The 19,525-nt window shown below is 40.5% G+C and carries 20 protein-coding genes; 13 read left to right on the forward strand and 7 right to left on the reverse strand.

Going from position 1 to position 19,525, the window contains the following annotated elements:
- Positions 1-86: 86 nt before the first annotated feature.
- On the forward strand, positions 87-788 hold the full coding sequence (locus tag QT16_RS12680) for a FadR/GntR family transcriptional regulator (protein WP_024596672.1): 702 nt from the start codon (positions 87-89) through the stop codon (positions 786-788).
- Positions 789-996: 208 nt separating this feature from the next.
- Here QT16_RS12680 and accC read toward each other — a convergent pair whose 3' ends face one another.
- The 5 genes from accC to cutA form a co-directional block, all read right to left on the reverse strand.
- On the reverse strand, positions 997-2,337 hold the full coding sequence (accC, locus tag QT16_RS12685) for an acetyl-CoA carboxylase biotin carboxylase subunit (protein WP_002958843.1): 1,341 nt from the start codon (positions 2,335-2,337) through the stop codon (positions 997-999).
- Between the two features lie 26 nt (positions 2,338-2,363).
- On the reverse strand, positions 2,364-2,828 hold the full coding sequence (accB, locus tag QT16_RS12690) for an acetyl-CoA carboxylase biotin carboxyl carrier protein (RefSeq protein ID WP_002958842.1): 465 nt from the start codon (positions 2,826-2,828) through the stop codon (positions 2,364-2,366).
- A gap of 38 nt (positions 2,829-2,866) precedes the next feature.
- Positions 2,867-3,319 (reverse strand): type II 3-dehydroquinate dehydratase, encoded by a 453-nt coding sequence (gene aroQ, locus QT16_RS12695; protein WP_002958841.1) that lies wholly within the window; start codon positions 3,317-3,319, stop codon positions 2,867-2,869.
- 228 nt (positions 3,320-3,547) lie between these two features.
- Positions 3,548-5,377 carry a protein-disulfide reductase DsbD gene (locus QT16_RS12700; protein WP_039488595.1) on the reverse strand — a complete coding sequence of 610 codons (1,830 nt, stop codon included), beginning with the start codon at positions 5,375-5,377 and terminating at the stop codon, positions 3,548-3,550.
- Entirely contained in the window at positions 5,377-5,697 is a 321-nt protein-coding gene (gene cutA / locus QT16_RS12705) for a divalent-cation tolerance protein CutA (protein ID WP_002958839.1), read from the reverse strand. Before cutA ends, QT16_RS12700 begins: the two co-directional genes overlap by 1 nt.
- A 178-nt stretch (positions 5,698-5,875) precedes the next feature.
- Between cutA and QT16_RS12710 the strand changes: the two genes are divergently transcribed.
- The 5 genes from QT16_RS12710 to QT16_RS12730 all read left to right on the forward strand — a co-directional run bounded on the left by QT16_RS12710 (position 5,876) and on the right by QT16_RS12730 (position 9,650).
- Positions 5,876-6,352, forward strand: a complete 477-nt coding sequence (locus QT16_RS12710; protein WP_002958838.1) for an FxsA family protein — start codon at positions 5,876-5,878, stop codon at positions 6,350-6,352.
- A 110-nt stretch (positions 6,353-6,462) separates the two neighbouring features.
- The gene (locus QT16_RS12715; RefSeq protein ID WP_002958836.1) at positions 6,463-6,750 is read left to right on the forward strand and encodes a co-chaperone GroES; all 288 of its coding nucleotides are present in this window, start codon (positions 6,463-6,465) and stop codon (positions 6,748-6,750) included.
- A gap of 48 nt (positions 6,751-6,798) precedes the next feature.
- Entirely contained in the window at positions 6,799-8,448 is a 1,650-nt protein-coding gene (gene groL / locus QT16_RS12720) for a chaperonin GroEL (RefSeq protein WP_002958835.1), read from the forward strand.
- Between the two features lie 136 nt (positions 8,449-8,584).
- Positions 8,585-8,875 (forward strand): hypothetical protein, encoded by a 291-nt coding sequence (locus QT16_RS12725; protein WP_039488596.1) that lies wholly within the window; start codon positions 8,585-8,587, stop codon positions 8,873-8,875.
- Between the two features lie 358 nt (positions 8,876-9,233).
- Entirely contained in the window at positions 9,234-9,650 is a 417-nt protein-coding gene (locus QT16_RS12730; protein ID WP_039488597.1) for a VOC family protein, read from the forward strand.
- Between the two features lie 22 nt (positions 9,651-9,672).
- On the opposite strand, the gene QT16_RS12735 is transcribed toward QT16_RS12730, so the two are convergent.
- Positions 9,673-11,148 (reverse strand): bifunctional ADP-dependent NAD(P)H-hydrate dehydratase/NAD(P)H-hydrate epimerase, encoded by a 1,476-nt coding sequence (locus tag QT16_RS12735; RefSeq protein ID WP_039488598.1) that lies wholly within the window; start codon positions 11,146-11,148, stop codon positions 9,673-9,675.
- Positions 11,149-11,397: 249 nt separating this feature from the next.
- On the opposite strand from QT16_RS12735, the gene gmk reads away from it, so the two are divergent.
- The 5 genes from gmk (at position 11,398) to QT16_RS12760 (ending at position 17,075) form a co-directional block, all read left to right on the forward strand.
- The gene (gmk, locus tag QT16_RS12740; RefSeq protein WP_024596677.1) at positions 11,398-12,018 is read left to right on the forward strand and encodes a guanylate kinase; all 621 of its coding nucleotides are present in this window, start codon (positions 11,398-11,400) and stop codon (positions 12,016-12,018) included.
- A 124-nt stretch (positions 12,019-12,142) separates the two neighbouring features.
- Positions 12,143-12,418, forward strand: a complete 276-nt coding sequence (gene rpoZ, locus QT16_RS12745; protein ID WP_002958829.1) for a DNA-directed RNA polymerase subunit omega — start codon at positions 12,143-12,145, stop codon at positions 12,416-12,418.
- A 387-nt stretch (positions 12,419-12,805) separates the two neighbouring features.
- Positions 12,806-14,911: a bifunctional GTP diphosphokinase/guanosine-3',5'-bis pyrophosphate 3'-pyrophosphohydrolase gene (spoT, locus tag QT16_RS12750; protein ID WP_039488599.1), complete on the forward strand. Its 2,106-nt coding sequence runs from the start codon at positions 12,806-12,808 to the stop codon at positions 14,909-14,911.
- Positions 14,912-14,923: 12 nt separating this feature from the next.
- Positions 14,924-15,316 carry a deaminase RidA gene (gene ridA, locus QT16_RS12755; RefSeq protein WP_039488601.1) on the forward strand — a complete coding sequence of 131 codons (393 nt, stop codon included), beginning with the start codon at positions 14,924-14,926 and terminating at the stop codon, positions 15,314-15,316.
- 151 nt (positions 15,317-15,467) lie between these two features.
- Positions 15,468-17,075 (forward strand): flagellar assembly protein A, encoded by a 1,608-nt coding sequence (locus tag QT16_RS12760; RefSeq protein ID WP_039488602.1) that lies wholly within the window; start codon positions 15,468-15,470, stop codon positions 17,073-17,075.
- A 39-nt stretch (positions 17,076-17,114) separates the two neighbouring features.
- Here QT16_RS12760 and asnA read toward each other — a convergent pair whose 3' ends face one another.
- The gene (gene asnA / locus QT16_RS12765; protein ID WP_002958823.1) at positions 17,115-18,110 is read right to left on the reverse strand and encodes an aspartate--ammonia ligase; all 996 of its coding nucleotides are present in this window, start codon (positions 18,108-18,110) and stop codon (positions 17,115-17,117) included.
- A gap of 197 nt (positions 18,111-18,307) precedes the next feature.
- Here asnA and asnC point away from each other — a divergent pair, with 197 nt between their 5' ends.
- Together asnC and trmH are read left to right on the forward strand one after the other, a co-directional pair.
- Positions 18,308-18,766 carry a transcriptional regulator AsnC gene (asnC, locus tag QT16_RS12770; RefSeq protein ID WP_024595831.1) on the forward strand — a complete coding sequence of 153 codons (459 nt, stop codon included), beginning with the start codon at positions 18,308-18,310 and terminating at the stop codon, positions 18,764-18,766.
- A 41-nt stretch (positions 18,767-18,807) separates the two neighbouring features.
- A complete protein-coding gene (gene trmH, locus QT16_RS12775; protein ID WP_007580009.1) occupies positions 18,808-19,494 on the forward strand; it encodes a tRNA (guanosine(18)-2'-O)-methyltransferase TrmH in 687 nt (228 codons plus the stop codon).
- Positions 19,495-19,525 lie beyond the last annotated feature (31 nt).

Here is a 19,525-nt window from a genome sequence, read left to right on the forward strand (position 1 = left end):
ATTAAAAGTTTATATCATATCCTTAAGTACATTAATATGATATATGATATATAATAAAGCAATATATCAACTCGGAATCCTGCGCAATGAAAAGCCAACCCCGTCAAAATTTAACACAACAATTAACCCACGATTTGGGTTTTGCTATTGTGCGTGGTGTTTACCCTGTAAGCGAAGGCCTGCCTTCTGAAGCCGATTTATGTATAAAGTATGATGTAAGTCGCAGCGCTACCCGCGAAGCGGTAAAAATGCTCTCTGCTAAAGGGTTAATTTCATCGCGTCCTAAGCAAGGTATTCGTGTATTACCTGAAAGTAGCTGGAACATGTTTGATACCGACGTACTACGTTGGATTTTAAGCAGTAAGCCGTCACTGTCATTATTAAAAGAGTTTACTCAAGTACGCGTTGCCCTTGAACCACAAGCGGCCGCTCTTGCTGCGCTAAATGCAACTGCTGAACAACTCGCTGATATAGATAGTGCCTTAGCCCGTATGGCTGAAGCAGACGAAGGCTTAGACGACCCATTAGAAGCCGACATTGCTTTTCATACCAGCATATTAGTGGCCAGTAACAATCGCTTTTTTGTGCAGTTAACTGAGTTTATTAGTACAGCCCTTAGAGTAAGTATTCGTTATACAAACCACATTAAAGGTGTACCGGGCGCAGATGTTGCTAAGCACGCTGATATTTTAGAGACCATAAAGTCACGCGATCCTGAGCGCGCTAAAAAAGCAGTAGAAACAATTTTAGAAGAAGCACTACAGTTAATTGAATCTAAATTAGTGTAATGTTAGTTCAACATATTATATAAATATTGAGTCCATAGAATTTACTCTTTGCAGTATATTTTATGGACTTTTTTATTACCTATAAAACTTAAATTACAGGCATTAAAAAATCCGATATCAGTCTCCTGATATCGGATTTTTAATTATTTAAATCAGCTTAATAACTCGGGTTATTAACTAAGATAAAACGCCTTTTTACAGGCTAGAATTACAATCCTAATTTCTTCTCAAGATAGTGAATGTTAGTACCACCATTTTGGAAGTTTTCATCTGCAAGAATTCTCTTATGCAAAGGAGTATTAGTTTTAATTCCGTCAATTACTAGCTCGTTAAGTGCATTGCGCGCGCGGGCAATAGCTACGTCACGGTTTTCACCGTAAGTGATTAACTTACCAATCATTGAATCGTAATGTGGTGGAACCGTATAGTCAGCGTAAATATGGCTGTCCCAACGAATACCTAAGCCACCAGCAGGATGGAAACGTGTAATTTTACCCGGTGAAGGGATAAACGTTTCAGGGTCTTCAGCATTAATACGACACTCAATAGCATGACCACGAATAACAACGTCGTCTTGCGTGAATGATAATGGTTGACCGGCAGCAATTTTTAACTGCTCTTTGATTAAATCAATACCAGTAACCATTTCAGTTACAGGGTGTTCAACCTGAATACGTGTATTCATTTCGATGAAGTAAAACTCGCCGTTTTCGTATAAAAACTCAAACGTACCTGCACCGCGGTAACCGATTTCGATACATGCACGTGTACAGCGTTCACCAATAAATTTACGTGTTTCTGCAGTAATACCTGGCGCTGGTGCTTCTTCAACTACTTTTTGGTGACGACGTTGCATAGAACAATCACGTTCACCTAAATGTACTGCATTACCTTGGCCATCTGCTAATACTTGAACTTCGATATGGCGTGGGTTTTCAAGGAATTTCTCCATGTAAACCATGCTATTACCAAAGAACTGCTTAGCTTCTTGCTGTGTTAATGCAATTGAATCAATAAGTTCAGATTCGCTACGAACAACACGCATACCACGACCACCACCGCCACCAGCGGCTTTGATGATTACCGGGTAACCGATTCGTTTGGCGATTTGCATGTTACGTTCTTTATCATCTGATACCGGACCATCAGACCCTGGTACACATGGAACGCCTGCTTTACGCATTGCTGAAATAGCAGAAACTTTATCACCCATAAGGCGAATAGTGTCACCTTTTGGACCAATAAATACAAAACCACTTTGCTCAACTTGGTCGGCAAAATCAGCGTTTTCTGCAAGGAAACCGTAACCTGGATGAATCGCTACAGCGTCAGTTATTTCAGCCGCAGCAATAATGCGCGGGATATCTAAATAACTTTCAGTTGCTGATGGTCTACCAATACAGATGGTTTCATCTGCAAGCAATACATGCTTAAGATCGCGATCCGCCGTTGAATGCACAGCAACCGTTTTGATCCCAAGCTCTTTGCAGGCGCGCAATATACGAAGTGCAATTTCACCTCGGTTTGCAATGACTACTTTATCTAACATTAGAGTTGGCCTTTTAGGTTACGCTATTATTCAATGATGAATAGAGGTTGATCAAATTCTATTGGCTCGCCATTTTCAGCTAAGATAGCTCTTACTGTACCGGCTTTATCTGACTCAATTTGGTTCATCATTTTCATAGCTTCGATAATACAAAGCGTATCGCCAACTTTAACTTGCTGACCAACTTCTACATACGCTGGAGCTTCAGGAGACGCTGCTGCATAGAAAGATCCAACCATTGGTGATTTAACTTGATGGCCAGTAGGTTCTGCTGGAGCTGCTGCTTCAACTGCTACAGGAGCTGCTGCAACTGGAGCTGGGGCTGCTGGCGCTGGTGCATATTGCTGTGGAGCAAATTGCGGGTAACCAGGGCCTGCGCTCATGTTGTTACGGTTAATACGTACTGACTCTTCACCTTCAGTGATTTCTAGCTCAGCAATACCTGATTCTTCTACTAATTCGATAAGCTTCTTTATCTTGCGAATATCCATTACACGACCCGCCTGTTTGTTTGTGTGTTAATTTAAAATTAAATCGAGTTTTTCAACCGGCTCACAGCGGCATTTAATGCTGCGTGGTAACCCATTGCACCTAATCCACATATCACGCCTTGTGCCACATCAGAAAAATACGAATGATGACGAAAGGCTTCACGTGCGTGCACATTACTTAAGTGCACTTCAAAAAACGGAATATCAACACTTAGCAATGCATCACGTAATGCAACGCTTGTATGCGTAAATGCAGCAGGGTTAATTATTATGTAATCAACCGCTTGCCAAGCACTGTGTATTCGCTCAATGAGGGCTTGCTCACTATTACTTTGAAAATGTGCTAACTCAACATCTAGACTATCAGCGGCACTGGTTAGTTCGCTCATAATTTCACTTAGCGTTTGAAAACCGTATTTATCCGGTTCACGTTTGCCAAGCATGTTCAAATTTGGACCATTTATAACTAAAAGGTTAAATTTTGCAGCCATAATACGCGATATATCCTATATGTAATGAGTTAAGCGGTTGCTAAGTAGTTTTTCGCTTTTAAGTAAGCAGAAAAAAGTAATGTAGCAACAAATTCTCACGTTAACCAACTATTATAGTGATTTCGATGTAAATAGCAGCAAAATACTGGTCCAATCTCTATTTTGGGAACAAACAACTAGAAGGGAGTCGTAAGCCACTTGGTATATCCAAGTGGCTCTATTGCACTATTATTGTGCGCTGGCGCGCACTGTAGCAAGGTGTTTAGCAAAATCTTCTGCGTTTAAAAAGCCGGTTACACGTTGTGTAGTTAGCTCTTTACCTTGGGTGTTAAAAAACAAAATACTAGGTAAACCAAACACGGTGTACTCTTCCATTAGCTCAATTGTTTTATTGTCACTGTTAGTTAAATCAACTTGAATTAGCTGATAATGGCTAAATTCACTTTGCACTTTGGCATCTGGAAACGTGTAATGCTCAAACTCTTTACACGCCACACACCAGTCAGCATATAAGTCGACCATAACCATTCGACCTTCATTACTCGCTTGCGCTACGGCCTCTTTTAGCTCAGCTAAATCCGCCACCTTTTTAAACTCATTACTTTGTGAGCTAACTTGCACAGCTTGTACTGGCCAAAAGTAGTTTTTAGTTAACGTAAACCCTGTCATAACTAATAGCGTTGCAGCAAACCATAATGCAGTTTTTAACTTGCTTTGTGTTTGGCTACTTTGCCAGTGATGTAGGTAAAGTGCTGTTGCTAATGCAAGCACACCTGCCATTAATAATATAATGTCGGCGCTGATTAGGCGCTCAAGTAATATAAGCGGCACAACAAGCATTACAAAGCCAAACAAAGTTTTAACTTGCTCCATCCAACCACCTGCTTTAGGAAGCAACTTACCGCCAGATGTACCAAGTAATAAAAGTGGTAACCCCATACCTAAACTAAGCACGTATAGCGTTAACCCACCTACTAAGTAATCACCACTTTGCGCAACAAATAAGAGCGCCGCCGACAGTGGCGCTGTAGTACACGGTGATGCAATTAGCCCCGACAGTACGCCCATTAAAAATACGCCAACGTAGTTGCCGCCTTTTTGATTGTTACTTACCTGAGTTAGCTTGCTCATCATACTGCTTGGCAATTTAATTTCGTACCAACCAAACATCGACATAGCCAATAATACAAATAGTAAACTAAAGCTAATTAATACAAATGGATGCTGTAAATACCCCTGCACTTGCCCACCAAGTGCAGCAACAACTAAACCTAATGCCGCATAGGTAACTGCCATTCCCTGAATGTATACAAACGACAACGCAAACGCTTTTTTAGTTGAAAGGTTTTGCTGACCCGCAATTAAGCTCGACAAAATAGGAAACATTGGAAATACGCAAGGCGTAAAAGCAAGGCCTACACCAACAACAAAAAATATAAGTAAATTAGTTATTAAGCCCTGACTTGCTAATTGCTCAGTAAAAGTAAGGTCTTTTTCGGTATCATCCGAATTTGTTGTAGGTTCAGTAGCTGGCTCGTTGAGTGCCGCAAATGTACTTTGCGCAGTTGCCGCTTCATCGGTAGCGCTATTTTGATCTACATTTTTAACCTGTGCGCCACCAATAACACTAAGTGGGATGCTAATTACTTCTGGTGGATAGCAAAGCCCTGCTTTTGCACAGCCTTGGTAACGAACTTTAACCACGGCGCCTTCGGTTACATTACTTAGCTTACTAATAACACTCGCGGAATTAAAAAAAACCTCTGTTTTACCAAAAAATTCATCTTCAATAATTTCGCCACTGCCGGAGTCGCCTACTTGAATGTTTGCACCTTTGGCGATAATTTCTATTTTCTTTTTATATAAATAATAGTCTGGCGCTATATCCCAACCTACAAACAAGGTACTGCCTTGTTGGTCAAAATCAAAAACAAACGCTTGGTCTACAGGTAAAAAAGTCTGTTGCGGAGGCCCAAGTAGATCACCAAGCACATTATTAGTCGCAGCCTTTACGGGTACGGTTAATAATGTAACCAACAATAAAAAGAAAAAACGCATTAATTCAGTACCTCGTCCATCCAATTAAAATACGCCAAATTACCGGTTGAAACTTCTACAACCTGAATCTCCGGCACTTCGTAGCTATGTAGCTCTTTTATTGTTAAAAACACATCGTTCATTTTATCTGCTTTTGTTTTTATAAGTAGCTTGGCTTCAGTTGCTTCTGCTACTTCGCCCTCCCACATATAAATAGAGCCCATGTTAGGTAAAATATTCACACAAGCAGCTAGTTTTTTTTCTACCAACGCCCTTGCAAGGCTGCGTGCTTCTGCTTCGTCTTTGCAGGTCGTAAAAATCATTTTAAAATGCGTAGTCATTATGAACCTATACTTATTGGACAGTGTCTAGCTTCATAGTATCTGATAGCCGATACAATGTGTAGACGCTTAAATATCAGTAAAATGACTATACCGATGCCCTAACCTTGAAAAGAGACCTAGTCACCCTCATTTATATTTCATCAACTCTTTTGAGTGTCATTATTTAGAGAGCGCTATGTTTAGATTTTTATTTGTGTTGTTTATCATCATCCCTATTATCGAAATCGCCTTACTGATTCAAGTAAGCGATGTGATTGGCGGATTTGCAACAATTGCACTTGTTGTTATTACCGCGATTTTAGGTGCCAAAATGGTTAAAACACAAGGTATGGGTGCGCTGCAAAACGTACAAGCGCAAATGGCGCAAGGGCAAATGCCAGCCAAAGAATTATTTACCGGAATATGCGTTGTAATTGCAGGGGTATTATTACTTACTCCTGGCATTATGACCGACGTGTTTGGGTTACTATTATTAACGCCTGCAATTCGTAACAAACTGGCCGCAGGCCTTGCTAGCCAAGCAACTGTTAGAATGAGCGCAGGTAGGCAACAAGGGCCATCGCCGTTTGCTGGGCAGCAACATGCTGAACGAGAGCAAGGGCAAATGGAACGACCAACGACTATTGATGGCGAATATGAGCGAAAAGATTAAAAATTTATCATTTTTTCTCTTGGAATTTTACACTCTACCCCCATTAATGAATGCAAATTAGAAAAGCTTTTTTCTGTACTGTTCAGAAACTGTTAGGAGAACTAAAAAACATGAACATTCGTCCTTTACAAGATCGCGTAATCGTTAAACGTCTAGAAGAAGAAACAAAATCTGCTGGCGGTATTGTATTAACTGGCTCTGCAGCTGAAAAATCAACTCGCGGAGAAGTTGTAGCCGTAGGTAATGGTCGCGTTTTAGATAACGGTGACGTGAGAGCGTTAGAAGTTAAAGCCGGTGACACTGTGTTATTTGGCTCATATGTTGAAAAAGTTGAAAAGATCGAAGGTCAAGAGTACCTGATCATGCGTGAAGATAATATTTTAGGCATTGTAGGCTAAACCTACTTTTCGTTTATAAACATTTAAGAATTTAGAGGAATTTAAAACATGGCAGCAAAAGAAGTACTTTTTGCAGGTGACGCACGCGCTAAAATGCTAACTGGCGTAAACATCCTGGCAAACGCAGTAAAAGTTACATTAGGTCCTAAAGGCCGTAACGTTGTACTAGACAAATCATTTGGCTCTCCAGTTATCACTAAAGATGGTGTATCTGTAGCAAAAGAAATCGAACTTGAAGACAAGTTTGAGAACATGGGCGCACAAATGGTTAAAGAAGTTGCATCTAAAGCAAATGATGCAGCCGGCGATGGTACAACTACCGCTACAGTACTTGCACAGTCTATTGTTAATGAAGGCCTTAAAGCTGTTGCAGCAGGCATGAATCCAATGGATCTTAAGCGCGGCATCGACAAAGCAGTTATTGCTGCTGTTGCAGAGCTTAAAGCGTTATCTGTTCCTTGTTCTGATACTAAAGCAATTGCACAAGTAGGTACTATTTCAGCTAACTCTGATCAAGAGATTGGTAATATCATTGCTCAAGCAATGGAAAAAGTAGGCCGCAACAGTGGTGTTATTACTGTAGAAGAAGGTCAATCACTTGAAAACGAACTAGATGTTGTTGAAGGCATGCAGTTTGACCGTGGTTACTTATCTCCTTACTTTATCAACAGCCCAGAAAAAGGTACTGTTGAACTAGATAACCCATTTATTCTACTTGTAGATAAAAAAATATCTAACATCCGCGAATTATTACCAACATTAGAAGCGGTTGCTAAAGCAAGTAAACCACTACTAATCATTGCAGAAGACCTTGAAGGCGAAGCACTAGCTACATTAGTAGTTAATAACATGCGCGGTATTGTTAAAGTATCAGCTGTTAAAGCACCTGGCTTTGGCGATCGTCGTAAAGCAATGCTACAAGATATCGCTGTTTTAACTGGCGGTACTGTTATTTCTGAAGAAATCGGCTTAGAGCTTGAAAAAGCAACAGTTGAAGACCTAGGTACAGCTAAACGCGTAATTATCACTAAAGATGATACAACTATCATTGACGGTGCTGGCGAAGAAGCAGGTATTACTGGTCGTGTTTCTCAAATTAAAGCACAAATTGAAGAAGCTACATCTGACTACGATAAAGAAAAACTTCAAGAGCGCATGGCTAAACTAGCTGGCGGTGTTGCAGTAATCAAAGTAGGTGCTGCTACTGAAATCGAAATGAAAGAGAAAAAAGACCGCGTTGAAGATGCATTAAATGCAACTCGTGCAGCGGTTGAAGAAGGCGTAGTACCTGGCGGTGGTGTTGCACTTGTACGTGCTGCTAGCAAGCTAGTTGATTTAGTTGGCGACAACGAAGATCAAAACCACGGTATTAAAGTTGCACTTCGTGCGATGGAAGCGCCACTTCGTCAAATCGTAACAAACGCAGGCGACGAAGCATCAGTTGTAATTAACGCAGTTAAAGGCGGCGATGGTAACTACGGTTACAACGCAGCAACTGGCGAATACAACGACATGATTGAAATGGGTATCCTAGATCCTACTAAAGTAACACGCTCTGCGCTACAGTTTGCAGGGTCTATTGCGGGTCTAATGATCACTACTGAAGCAATGGTAGCTGAAATCCCTAAAGACGAATCTGCTGGTGCACCTGATATGGGTGGCATGGGCGGAATGGGTGGCATGGGCGGCATGATGTGATAAACATCACCGTTTAAGCACCTCGCTTATATAAAAAACCAGCTTCGGCTGGTTTTTTGCTTTTTAGCAGAAAAACCATTGGAATTGTTTAATTTATAACCATAACTAAGTTGCGTATAACTAAGGTTTATATTAAATGGATTTATTAAGTAATAACACAATATTCATCTTCTTTATTTTTGTTGCCCTTGTGACTGGGTTATTTTCATTCGTAGTTTGGGCTATGCTCAAAATGGTCACGTGGGGTAAAAGTATGTCTAAGGGGGCTTATTTATTTTTAGCATTATTTCCGCTTATTTCTATTATTCCTATCCCACCGCCTACATACGAAAATGTACAAAAAGCAAAACAAGAACAAAAAAAACGCAAAGAAGACTCAGGTGATCCACCCGATGATGAAGATGATGAAGACGAACTTACAAGTTAGTTAAAATTACACTCTACGAGCATATACCCTGCGTAGTCGCTAACTAATATGATAAAAAGCGCATTTAGTTAGGGTCTGTTGATCTTTGCGGATTAAAATTTGTTCAAACTAGGGGCTATTTAATTGCGGCGCGAGGTTTGTAACCTAGTGGGCTAAGTAAAAACCGAGCAACAAAGAGTAAATAGCCCCTAGGAAGAACCCTTTGGGCAGCGCCTGTTTGGCATTAATGCTACGTTATCGCCCATTTATGGGGAATAACAACACTACATAGGCTCTGCCTTGTCTAAATACCAAACAGACTGCTGCAAATTTAACCTTGAAAGATCAACAGACCCTAATAGTACGGAGTAAACCAAACATGACTAACGCTCAACAGCATATCGGCAGCATTGCATTAGTTGTTAAAGACTACGACGAGGCAATTGAGTTTTATACTCAAAAGCTCAACTTTGAGTTAGTCGAGGATACTAACTTAGGTGATGGTAAACGCTGGGTGTTAATTTCACCTCCAAATTCAAACAGGGCTAATTCGAGCAGGACTAATCTACTACTTGCTAAAGCCACAACACCCGAACAGATCAGTGCTATTGGTAATCAAACGGGTGGTCGCGTGTTTTTATTTTTGCATACTAATGATTTCTGGCGAGATTATAATTTAATGCTTTCTAAAGGCGTTACATTTAACGAAGAGCCTAGAGTAGAACCCTATGGCACCGTAGTGGTTTTTGAAGACCTATATGGTACAAAATGGGATTTACTGCAGCCTAATAATTAGTTATGTAAAGTGACGCTTTAACTCACGTCACTTTATTAACTAACTCTCTTACAATTGCGAATAAATCACTGGGTAGCATGCCCTTTTGCCCATCTCGCTCACTTGCGATATCACCTGCTTTAGCATGCAGTGCTACACCATAGCGTGCTGCTTCATCAATAGTTAAACCTTGAGCAAGTAATGCACCAATAATACCAGTGAGTACATCGCCACTGCCGCCAACGGCCAGTGCTGGGTTGCCATCTTCACACACCCACGTGTGCTGGGCATTATCTATTAATGTTCCTGCGCCTTTTAATACACAAGTCGCGTTATAGCGCTTGGCGCAAAGGCGGGCATAATTAAAGCGGTCTGATTCTATGTCGCTGGTACTAACACTTAGCAGACGCGAAGCTTCGCCTGGATGTGGCGTCAATACGCATTGCTCTAACATATACGATGAAGCTTGCTTAGCGAGTAAATTAAGGGCGTCTGCATCTATAACCAATGGCATTTTATTGTTTTGGCAATATTGCATTACTTCATCGAATGTTTGTTGTGCCCACTCGTCTTGCCCAAGCCCTGGGCCAATAACAACACAGCTTGCCCACTCTAGCGCTTGATGTAAGTTATTACTGCTTACCATAAGCTCTGGTCTGCCAATACTAATAGGCGTTATTGAGTTTTCGTGTGTATACACCCTTACCATGCCAGCCCCCGTTCTAAGTGCTGCTTCACTACTTAACCTAATTGCACCTGCAGTACCTTGATTGCCACCCACACATAAAAGCTTGCCATGGCTGCCTTTGTGACTATTGATTGCTCGCGTGGCTATTCCTTTAAAGCTATTAATATTTATCAAGGTTCCTGATGACTGAGCTATACAAGTAAACGCATCACCAATTGCTAAATCATCAAAAACTAACTTACCGCTATATTGTTTACCTGCCGTCGTTGTGAGCCCTTGCTTTATACCTACAAAAGTAACGGTTGAAGTAGCTTGTACTGCGCACCCTAAAGGCTGTCCTGTATTTGCTTCAATACCTGATGGAATATCAATGCTTATTACGGGCTTACCACTGTTATTTACAGCGTTAATTATATTCGCAAAATTATCGCGCACGGCGCTATTAAGCCCAGTACCAAGGAGCGCATCAATAACGATATCGCACTCATTAAGAGCATCTTTTGTAAAATGAGAAACCACCCCACCCGCTTCTATCCATAGCTGCTGCGCTTTTGCAGCATCACCGTTTAATGTCTTATCAGGTTCAGCAGCGCATACTGTTACCTTTTTACCTGATTGCATAATAAGCCTAGCTACAACGTAACCGTCTCCAGCGTTGTTACCATGGCCAACAATGACTAATGTATGCTGTGCATCAAATAATTGCCATTGCTTATATACAGCCTCGCCTGCTCGCTGCATTAGGGTAAATAAATCGCAATGACTATTTTCAGCCGCTAAAGCTTCATTATCTCTTACTTGTTGTGCGGTAAATAAGGTTTTATTAAGCATAAAGGCTCCTTCAATAGGTGATACTTCACCTTATCAAATACTTATATCTAGCGGCTAGTTCTGTAGGCAATTTTAAACTGTAATTTTATTTAAAGTCTAACTTAGTAAAACACTGCCACTTCAATCTGAGCATGGCTCACTTGAGCACGTCTAACTTGAGCAAGGTGAGCTAATTAAAGTACAATGCAGTTAATTAAAGGCTTGGTTTACTTGTAATCCAAGCCTGTTTATTTTTAGGTAGAGAAAAGCATGGCACAAACTCGCGGTAACTTATTTATTTTATCAGCCCCTTCAGGTGCTGGTAAATCAAGCTTAATCAATGCGTTATTAAAAAAGCACGCTGATATGAAAGTATCTGTATCACATACAACTCGCGCCCCTCGCCCAGGCGAAGAAAATGGTGTGCATTATCACTTTGCATCTACAGATGAGTTTAAAGCGCTTATTGCCAAAGATGACTTTTTTGAATGGGCCCAAGTGTTTGACAATTACTACGGCACATCAAAGCAGGCTATTGAGTCGCAACTTGATGCGGGTATTGATGTGTTTTTAGATATTGATTGGCAAGGCGCGCAACAAGTGCGCGAAATAATGCCAAGCGTAAAAACTATTTTTATACTACCTCCTTCAAAAGAAGAGTTAGAGCAACGCTTAAATAATCGTGGCCAAGATTCGGCTGAGGTTATTGCCTCTCGTATGGCAAAAGCACAATCTGAAACATCACATTATAACGAATACGACTATGTAATTGTTAATGATGACTTTGAGAGCGCGCTTGGCGACATAGAAATGATTGTAATGGCTCAGCGCTTAACCCTAAAAGCGCAAGAAGAACGCCATCAAGTTTTACTAAATAGCCTGCTTAAATAATTTAAGTCTATTTAAATCAGGCTTAGACAAGTAAAACTGATAAAAATTGAACACTGGCTATTGGCGAAAGTGGCTGCTTGCAGTAAACTACGTCTTTGATTTAAATTATTTTTGGAGTGCTGTGATGGCCCGCGTAACAGTTGAAGATGCAGTAGATGCAGTTGGTAATCGTTTTGACTTAATTTTAGTTGCGGCTCGTCGTGCCCGCCAAATTGCTGTTGGTGGTAAAACTCCACTAGTAGACCCTGAAAACGATAAGCCAACGGTAGTTGCTTTACGTGAAATTGAACTAGGTTTAGTTGATAGCTCTTCAATGGACTTAATTGACCGTGAAGAACAACAACACCAAGAAGCAGCTGAATTAGCTGCTGTTGCTGCTATTGTTGGTGGCAACCAATAATCGACCTCCCGGTCTGATTTAGCCAACGGCGCAGTATTTCTACTATAGCCGTTGGCAATCCTCTCTTTTCATCGTATATTCGTAGCTTACCTAATTTGCTTCACTAGGGCTGTTTATCTTTCGAGGTTAAATTTGCAGTAGTATGTTTGGTATTTAGGCAAGGCAGAGCCTATGTAGTGTGGTTATTCCCCATAAATAGGCGATAACGCAGCATAAATGCAAAACATGCGCTGCCTAAAGGGTTCTGCCTAGGGGCACTTTACTCTTTGTTGCTCGATTTTTACTTAGCCCGCTAGGCTAAAAACCTCGCGCCGCAATTAAGTCGCCCCTAGATTGAACAAATTTTAATCCTGAAAGGTCAACAGGCCCTAGAACATTGGAGTGTGAATGTATCTTTTTGAAGGTCTTAAAAAGAAAATCTCAGAATACTTGCCCGCTGCTGATGTAGAGCTGGTTCAAAAATCTTACGTGGTAGCCCGAGAGGCCCATGAAGGACAAACTCGATCGAGTGGCGAACCTTACATAACGCACCCAGTAGAAGTAACCCAAATTCTTGCAGGCATGCATCTTGACCATGAAACGCTCATGGCCGCGCTAATGCATGATGTAATTGAAGATACTGATTTTAGTCAACAAGATTTAGCCGAGATATTTGGCGAAACTGTTGCAGAGCTAGTTGAAGGTGTGAGTAAGCTCGATAAGCTTAGCTTTAAAGATAAAAAAGAATTCCAAGCTGAAAACTACCGCAAAATGATTATGGCAATGACTCAGGATATTCGAGTCATTTTAATCAAACTTGCTGATAGAACACACAATATGCGTACTTTAGGCGCATTGCGCCCAGATAAGCGCCGCAGAATAGCGCGTGAAACACTAGAAATTTACGCACCAATTGCAAACCGTTTAGGTATTCACGATATTAAAAATGAACTTGAAGACTTAGGTTTTCAAGCTTTATATCCTATGCGTCATCGCGCACTTAAATCGGAAGTTGCTAAAGCACGCGGTAATCGCAAAGAAGTTATTACTAATATCCAGCATGAAATAGAAGCACGTCTTGAAGAATCAGGCATTAAAGCAACTGTGTCAGGCCGTGAAAAACATTTATATAGTATTTATAAAAAAATGCTTAATAAAGAACTGCTATTTAACGAAGTTATGGATATTTACGCGTTTAGAATTGCAGTTGACTCTATGGATACGTGTTATCGTGTATTAGGTGTAGCTCATAGTCTTTATAAACCTATTGAAACACGCTTTAAAGATTATATTGCAGTACCAAAAACAAATGGTTACCAATCGCTTCATACTTCATTAGTTGGTCCTCACGGTATACCTGTTGAAATTCAAATTCGTACTCACGATATGGATCATATGGCCGACAAAGGTGTAGCGGCGCATTGGATGTATAAAAAAGCAGGTGATGGTGCAGGTAATACTTCGCAGCAACGTGCTCGCCAATGGATGCAGAGCTTATTAGAGCTTCAGCAAAGTGCGGGTTCATCATTTGAATTTATTGAAAATGTAAAAACTGAGCTATTCCCAGAAGAAATTTACGTATTTACACCAGATGGGCGTATTGTTGAGCTACCGATGGGTGCTACCGCAGTCGATTTTGCTTATGCCGTGCATACAGATGTAGGCAACACCTGCGTAGGCGCGCGCGTTAATCGCAAGCCGCACCCCTTAAGTAGGCCCTTAGATACAGGGCAAACTATAGAGATAATAACAAGCTCAGGTGCCCACCCTAATGCAACATGGCTAAACTTTATTGTTACTGGTAAAGCGCGTTTGGGCGTTCGTAATTACCTTAGAAGTCAGCATCATGAAGAAGCTATGCTTTTAGGGCGCCGCTTACTTGATTCAGCATTAGGTGAAAACAAACTAGATAGCATTGCTGATGAAAATATAGCAAGAGTACTTGAGGAGCAAGAACTAACAACGCTTCTTGAATTACTTGTAGAAATTGGCTCTGGTAACCTAATGAGCATGTTAATTGCCAAACGCCTATTACAAAATGACAGTGACGACTTAACTGATATTACCAGCCAAGCCAAAGCGACCATTATTGGTACTGAGGGCATGCTAGTTAACTACTCTAAGTGTTGCCGACCTGTACCTGGCGATGCTATTACAGCTCATGTAAGCCAAGGTAAGGGCCTGACCGTTCACCGCCAAGAATGTAAAAACATCCGTGGCTGGGAAAATGAGCGCTCTAAATACTTAGTTGTAAAATGGGACGATAACCCAGAGAAAGAATATATTGCAGCTCTGAGAGTTGAAATTATTAATCATCAAGGGGCCCTGGCTAAATTAACCAATGTTGTTACTACAACCCAAGCCAATATTGTAGAAATTACCACCGATGAAAAAGAAAGTAATTTATACGTGATAGATTTAGGGGTTACCGTTAAAAACCGTATCCACGTTGCTAACATTATGCGCCGCATTCGCGTTATGCCTGATGTACAAAAAGTCTATCGTAAAAAGTAAAATAGGAAACACATGAATAAAGCATTTATCTCTACCGACAAAGCACCTGCTGCCATTGGCACTTACAGCCAAGCAGTTAAAGTAGGCACCGCTGTTTATTTATCTGGTCAAATTCCATTAGTGCCAGAAACGATGGAAATGATTTCAGAAGACTTTAGTGAGCAAACGCATCAGGTATTTAAAAATATCACTGCGGTATGTGAAAAAGCAGGCGGGCAAATTCAAGATTTAGTGAAAATAAATATTTATCTAACTGATTTGTCTAACTTCGCGACTGTAAATGAAGTGATGAGCCAATACTTTAAGCAACCTTACCCAGCGAGAGCTGCATTAGGTGTTCGTGCACTTCCAAAAGGTGCACAAGTTGAAATAGATGGAATAATGGAACTTCCTTCTACCAATTAAGTATTACAGGCTATAGAGCCTCTCTATAGCCTTTCTTTCCCTCTTAGCACTTCGTTCTCTGTGACTTCTTGACTCAAATGTAAATTTCTAGCAATCTGTAGTTGTGTTTTAAAAAACAAACTTAACTTAAGTAGTAAAAAAGGATTAACTCGTGTTTAAGCTTGCCAACAATGGAAATGTTTTACTTGATGTAAAAGAACATATTCCTCCCAGCGCTGCATTTATTTTAGAGGCTCTCGAAAAGTCAGCTTTTTGCGACTGCAAAATAGATCATGACGCTATTAATGATTTTTTTAAAAACGAAAACACACAACACACTCTGGTTGTAGCAACAAAACACAATGCCACTTTAAATGTAACAATTAGCGACGATAAAATGCTGGCCATTGGCGAGCTAACCCTTGCCCAAGGCGGAAAATTATTAAGTTTAGAAGATGCAAAAAAACAACTCGTTAAAGCAGGAATTGTGCGTGGCTATAAGCAAGCATTTTTAGAGTTGCTACTGCAAAAACAGTTTGAGCATACAGCTGGTTCTGTTGTTAAGGGAGTATTAGCTAAAGGCAGACTACCAAGTGATGGTTTGGCCACTAAACTAATAACAACCGTAGAGACTTTAAAAGACCGTTTAAAAACCCCCAAGCTCAAAGAAGATGGCAGCGTGGATATGCGCGACTTTGGCAAGCTTGCAAGCGTAGAGCCAGGCTCTGTGCTTATTCGCCAACAACCAGCAACCCCTGGTAAAGAAGGCTTCACCGTAATAGGTGACATACTGCCCGCAAAACCCGGAGAAAATAAACAATTAGTGGCAGGCGAAGGCACCGAAATATCAAAGCTGAATCCGCTTGAACTAGTCTCTACTATTGCAGGTGTTCCGGTTGAAATTAATAATGGTATGCGTGTCGACGATATTTTTACCATTTCAGATGTAAACGTAAAAAGCGGCCACATTGACTTTCAAGGCAGTGTTATTGTTACCCGCAATATAGACCCTGGAATGAAAGTAACAGCCAAAGGCGATATTACTATATTTGGCACGGTTGAATCAGGAGAGCTTACCGCAGGCGGAAACATCACCGTTAAACAAGGCATTATTGGCCACCAAAAAGCCGACGAACAATCACTGTCTTGTAAGCTTATTGCGCAAAGTGATATTCACGTCTCTCATTCACAGTATTGCTACCTAGAAGCAAATAATATTTTTATTGATCGCCAAACAAGCCACTGTGTAATGAAAGCTAAACGCTTACTGCAAGTTGGTCAATCCGACTTACCCAAGGGTAAAATATTTGGTGGCGAAATACTTGATGCTACGACCCTCATTGCTGGCGAAATAGGGAATGAATCAGGCGCTAAAATGATTATTAACCTAGCGGCTTCTGGCGCCGAAATAACCGCTGATACTGATAATTGCTTCAAAGACTTAGCTAAAACAGATGCACAGCTAGACACGTTGCAAGCAGCGCTAGAAAAAACTGATTTAGTGAAAGATGCCGAAAAGAAAAAAATATTAATTACTAAAATTGGTGCTACTCAAAAGCATTATTGTGAGCAGGCAGAGCAATTAGAAAAACGTCTTTCAAACTTAGATCACGACTTACACGATTTACTTAACGACGCTAATTTAGCGGTAAATTCTGTTTTGCATTCAGGTGTAGAGATTCATATTTTTGATAAAGTACTCAAAACAATCCGCAATTACCCTCCGTGCAACGTTAAACTTTTGAATAACAAAATTGAAATAGAGTTCAAAACAAGCTAATAACTGAGTGCTCTATTGAGCACTCAAATTTATTCACATTTAAAGTAAACCGCTTACCTCAGCATGTGTTTGCTGCGGCCATACACCCACTTGTACTTGACCAATGTGCTGCTTTTGTAGCAAGAGCATAGCCAAGCGCGACTGCCCTATTCCACCGCCAATTGTTTGCGGAAATTTACTTTGTAGTAGCGCTTTATGCCAATCAAACTCTAAGCGGTCTTCATCTCCAGTAACCCTTAACTGCGCTTTTAAAACTTCAGGACTTACGCGTATACCCATTGATGAAATTTCAAAGGCGTCTTCAAGTACTGGGTTCCATACTAAAATATCACCATTTAAACCCATGTATTGATCGCATGTTGGCGTAGACCAATCATCGTAATCTGGGGCTCTTACATCATGGATTTTGCCATCACCAAGCGCGCCACCAATACCAATTAAAAATACAGCACCATATTCTTGTGCAATGGCTTTTTCGCGTTGTTTAGCGCTAAAGTCAGGGTACATTTTACGTAGCTCTTCACTGTGCACAAACTTAATATCGCCCGGTAAAAAAGGCGTCAAACCATAAGACTCACTTACAAAAGCTTCCGTCTCTTTTATCCCTTTATAAATAGATTGAACAGTTTGCTTTAGTGTCGCCAGCGAACGCTCTGTGGTTTCGTTAATTACTTTTTCCCAATCCCATTGATCAACATATACAGAATGAATAGGACTTAATGAATCTTCATCTGGGCGCAAAGCTTTCATTTGAGTATAAATACCCTCACCAACACCAAAGCCATAAGTTGCGAGTGTTTTACGTTTCCACTTAGCCAGTGAATGCACCACTTCGTAGCGGCTATCTGTAATCGCTTTCACATTTACAGCAACTGCGTTTTCATGGCCGCTTAAGTTATCTTGCGTGCCGTCACCTACTTTAGCCAAAATAGGGGCTTGAACCTCAACCAGCCCAAGTTGGGTTTCTAGTTGCTGTGAAAAAAATTGCTTAACTTTACTTATTTGCTGCTGTTGCTGCACATAGTGTGAACTCATAATAATTGGCCTCATTCCCAGTTATTGTTACTTGCTTAATTGATAAAAAGCGCCCAAATGAGCGCCTTTAATGAGGTTAATGTAACGATTTGATGTATTAATTCAACATCCCATAATAAAAATAGCTTTAACATATTAAAACCATCAATTAAGTGGTATAAAAATCATATATTCGATAATTTTATGATAAAAATATAATGGAAAATTATTTAATCGATAATCTCGATAAACAGATACTTCATGCATTAATGGAAAATGCCCGTACTGCGTACGCCGAATTAGCAAAAAGATTTAATGTAAGCGCTGGGACAATTCACGTAAGAATTGAAAAAATGAAGCAAGCAGGGATCATTACAGGCACCCAATTAACGATTAATACTAAACAGCTAGGCTACGATGTGTGTTGCTTTATAGGTATTAATTTAAATAACGCACGTGATTACCCACAAACACTTATAAAGCTAGAAGCATTGGAGGAAGTGGTAGAGGCTTATTACACAACAGGTAACTACAGTATATTTATAAAGGTAATGACAAAGTCCATTGATCACTTACAAGATGTGCTGATTAATAAAATACAGGCAATAGAAGCTATTCAGTCAACAGAAACTCTTATTTCTCTACAAAATCCAATTAGCCGTACGGTAATGCCTTAACTGCAAAAATCTCGTATAATTGCCGAAAAAAGAGGATAACCATGCAGCAAACTCGCTACCAAAGAATCGAAGACGTACTTTCGCGCCGTCAAACAGACCTAACCGTGTGTTTAGAAGACGTGCACAAACACCATAACTTATCTGCAATAGTACGAAGTGCTGATGCGGTTGGTTGCCATCACGTACATGCTGTATGGCCTGAAAAGCAAAAATGGCTAACAAATAACACCTCAGGTGGCAGTAAAAACTGGCTAGAGACGCACTTACATAGAAATATTGATGATGCAGTTACTGCAATGCGTGAACGCAATCCAGAAATACAAATATTAGCGACTCACTTATCAGAAGATGCCGTTGATTTTAGAGAAGTAGATTACACCAAGCCAACGGCTATTATTGTTGGACAAGAAAAAACGGGGATCTCAGAAAAAGCCCTAGAATATGCCGATCAAAATATTATTATTCCAATGCAAGGCATGGTGCAATCGCTAAATGTTTCAGTTGCTGCTGCGCTAATATTATTTGAAGCACAGCGCCAACGCGAGCTGGCTGGTTTATATAATAGGGATATGTTGAGCGCCGAAGTTAAACATCCACTTTACTTTGAAGGCTGCCACCCTATTATTGCAAGGCAGTGTAAACAAAAAAAATTACCTTATCCTGCACTTGATGAAAACGGCGAAATAGTCGCTGACGAGCAATTTTGGCAAGCTTTAAAACATACTTGATGGACTAAAGCTCTGTAAGTACACTTAACTT

This window comes from Pseudoalteromonas distincta (assembly GCF_000814675.1).
Lineage (GTDB): Bacteria > Pseudomonadota > Gammaproteobacteria > Enterobacterales > Alteromonadaceae > Pseudoalteromonas > Pseudoalteromonas distincta.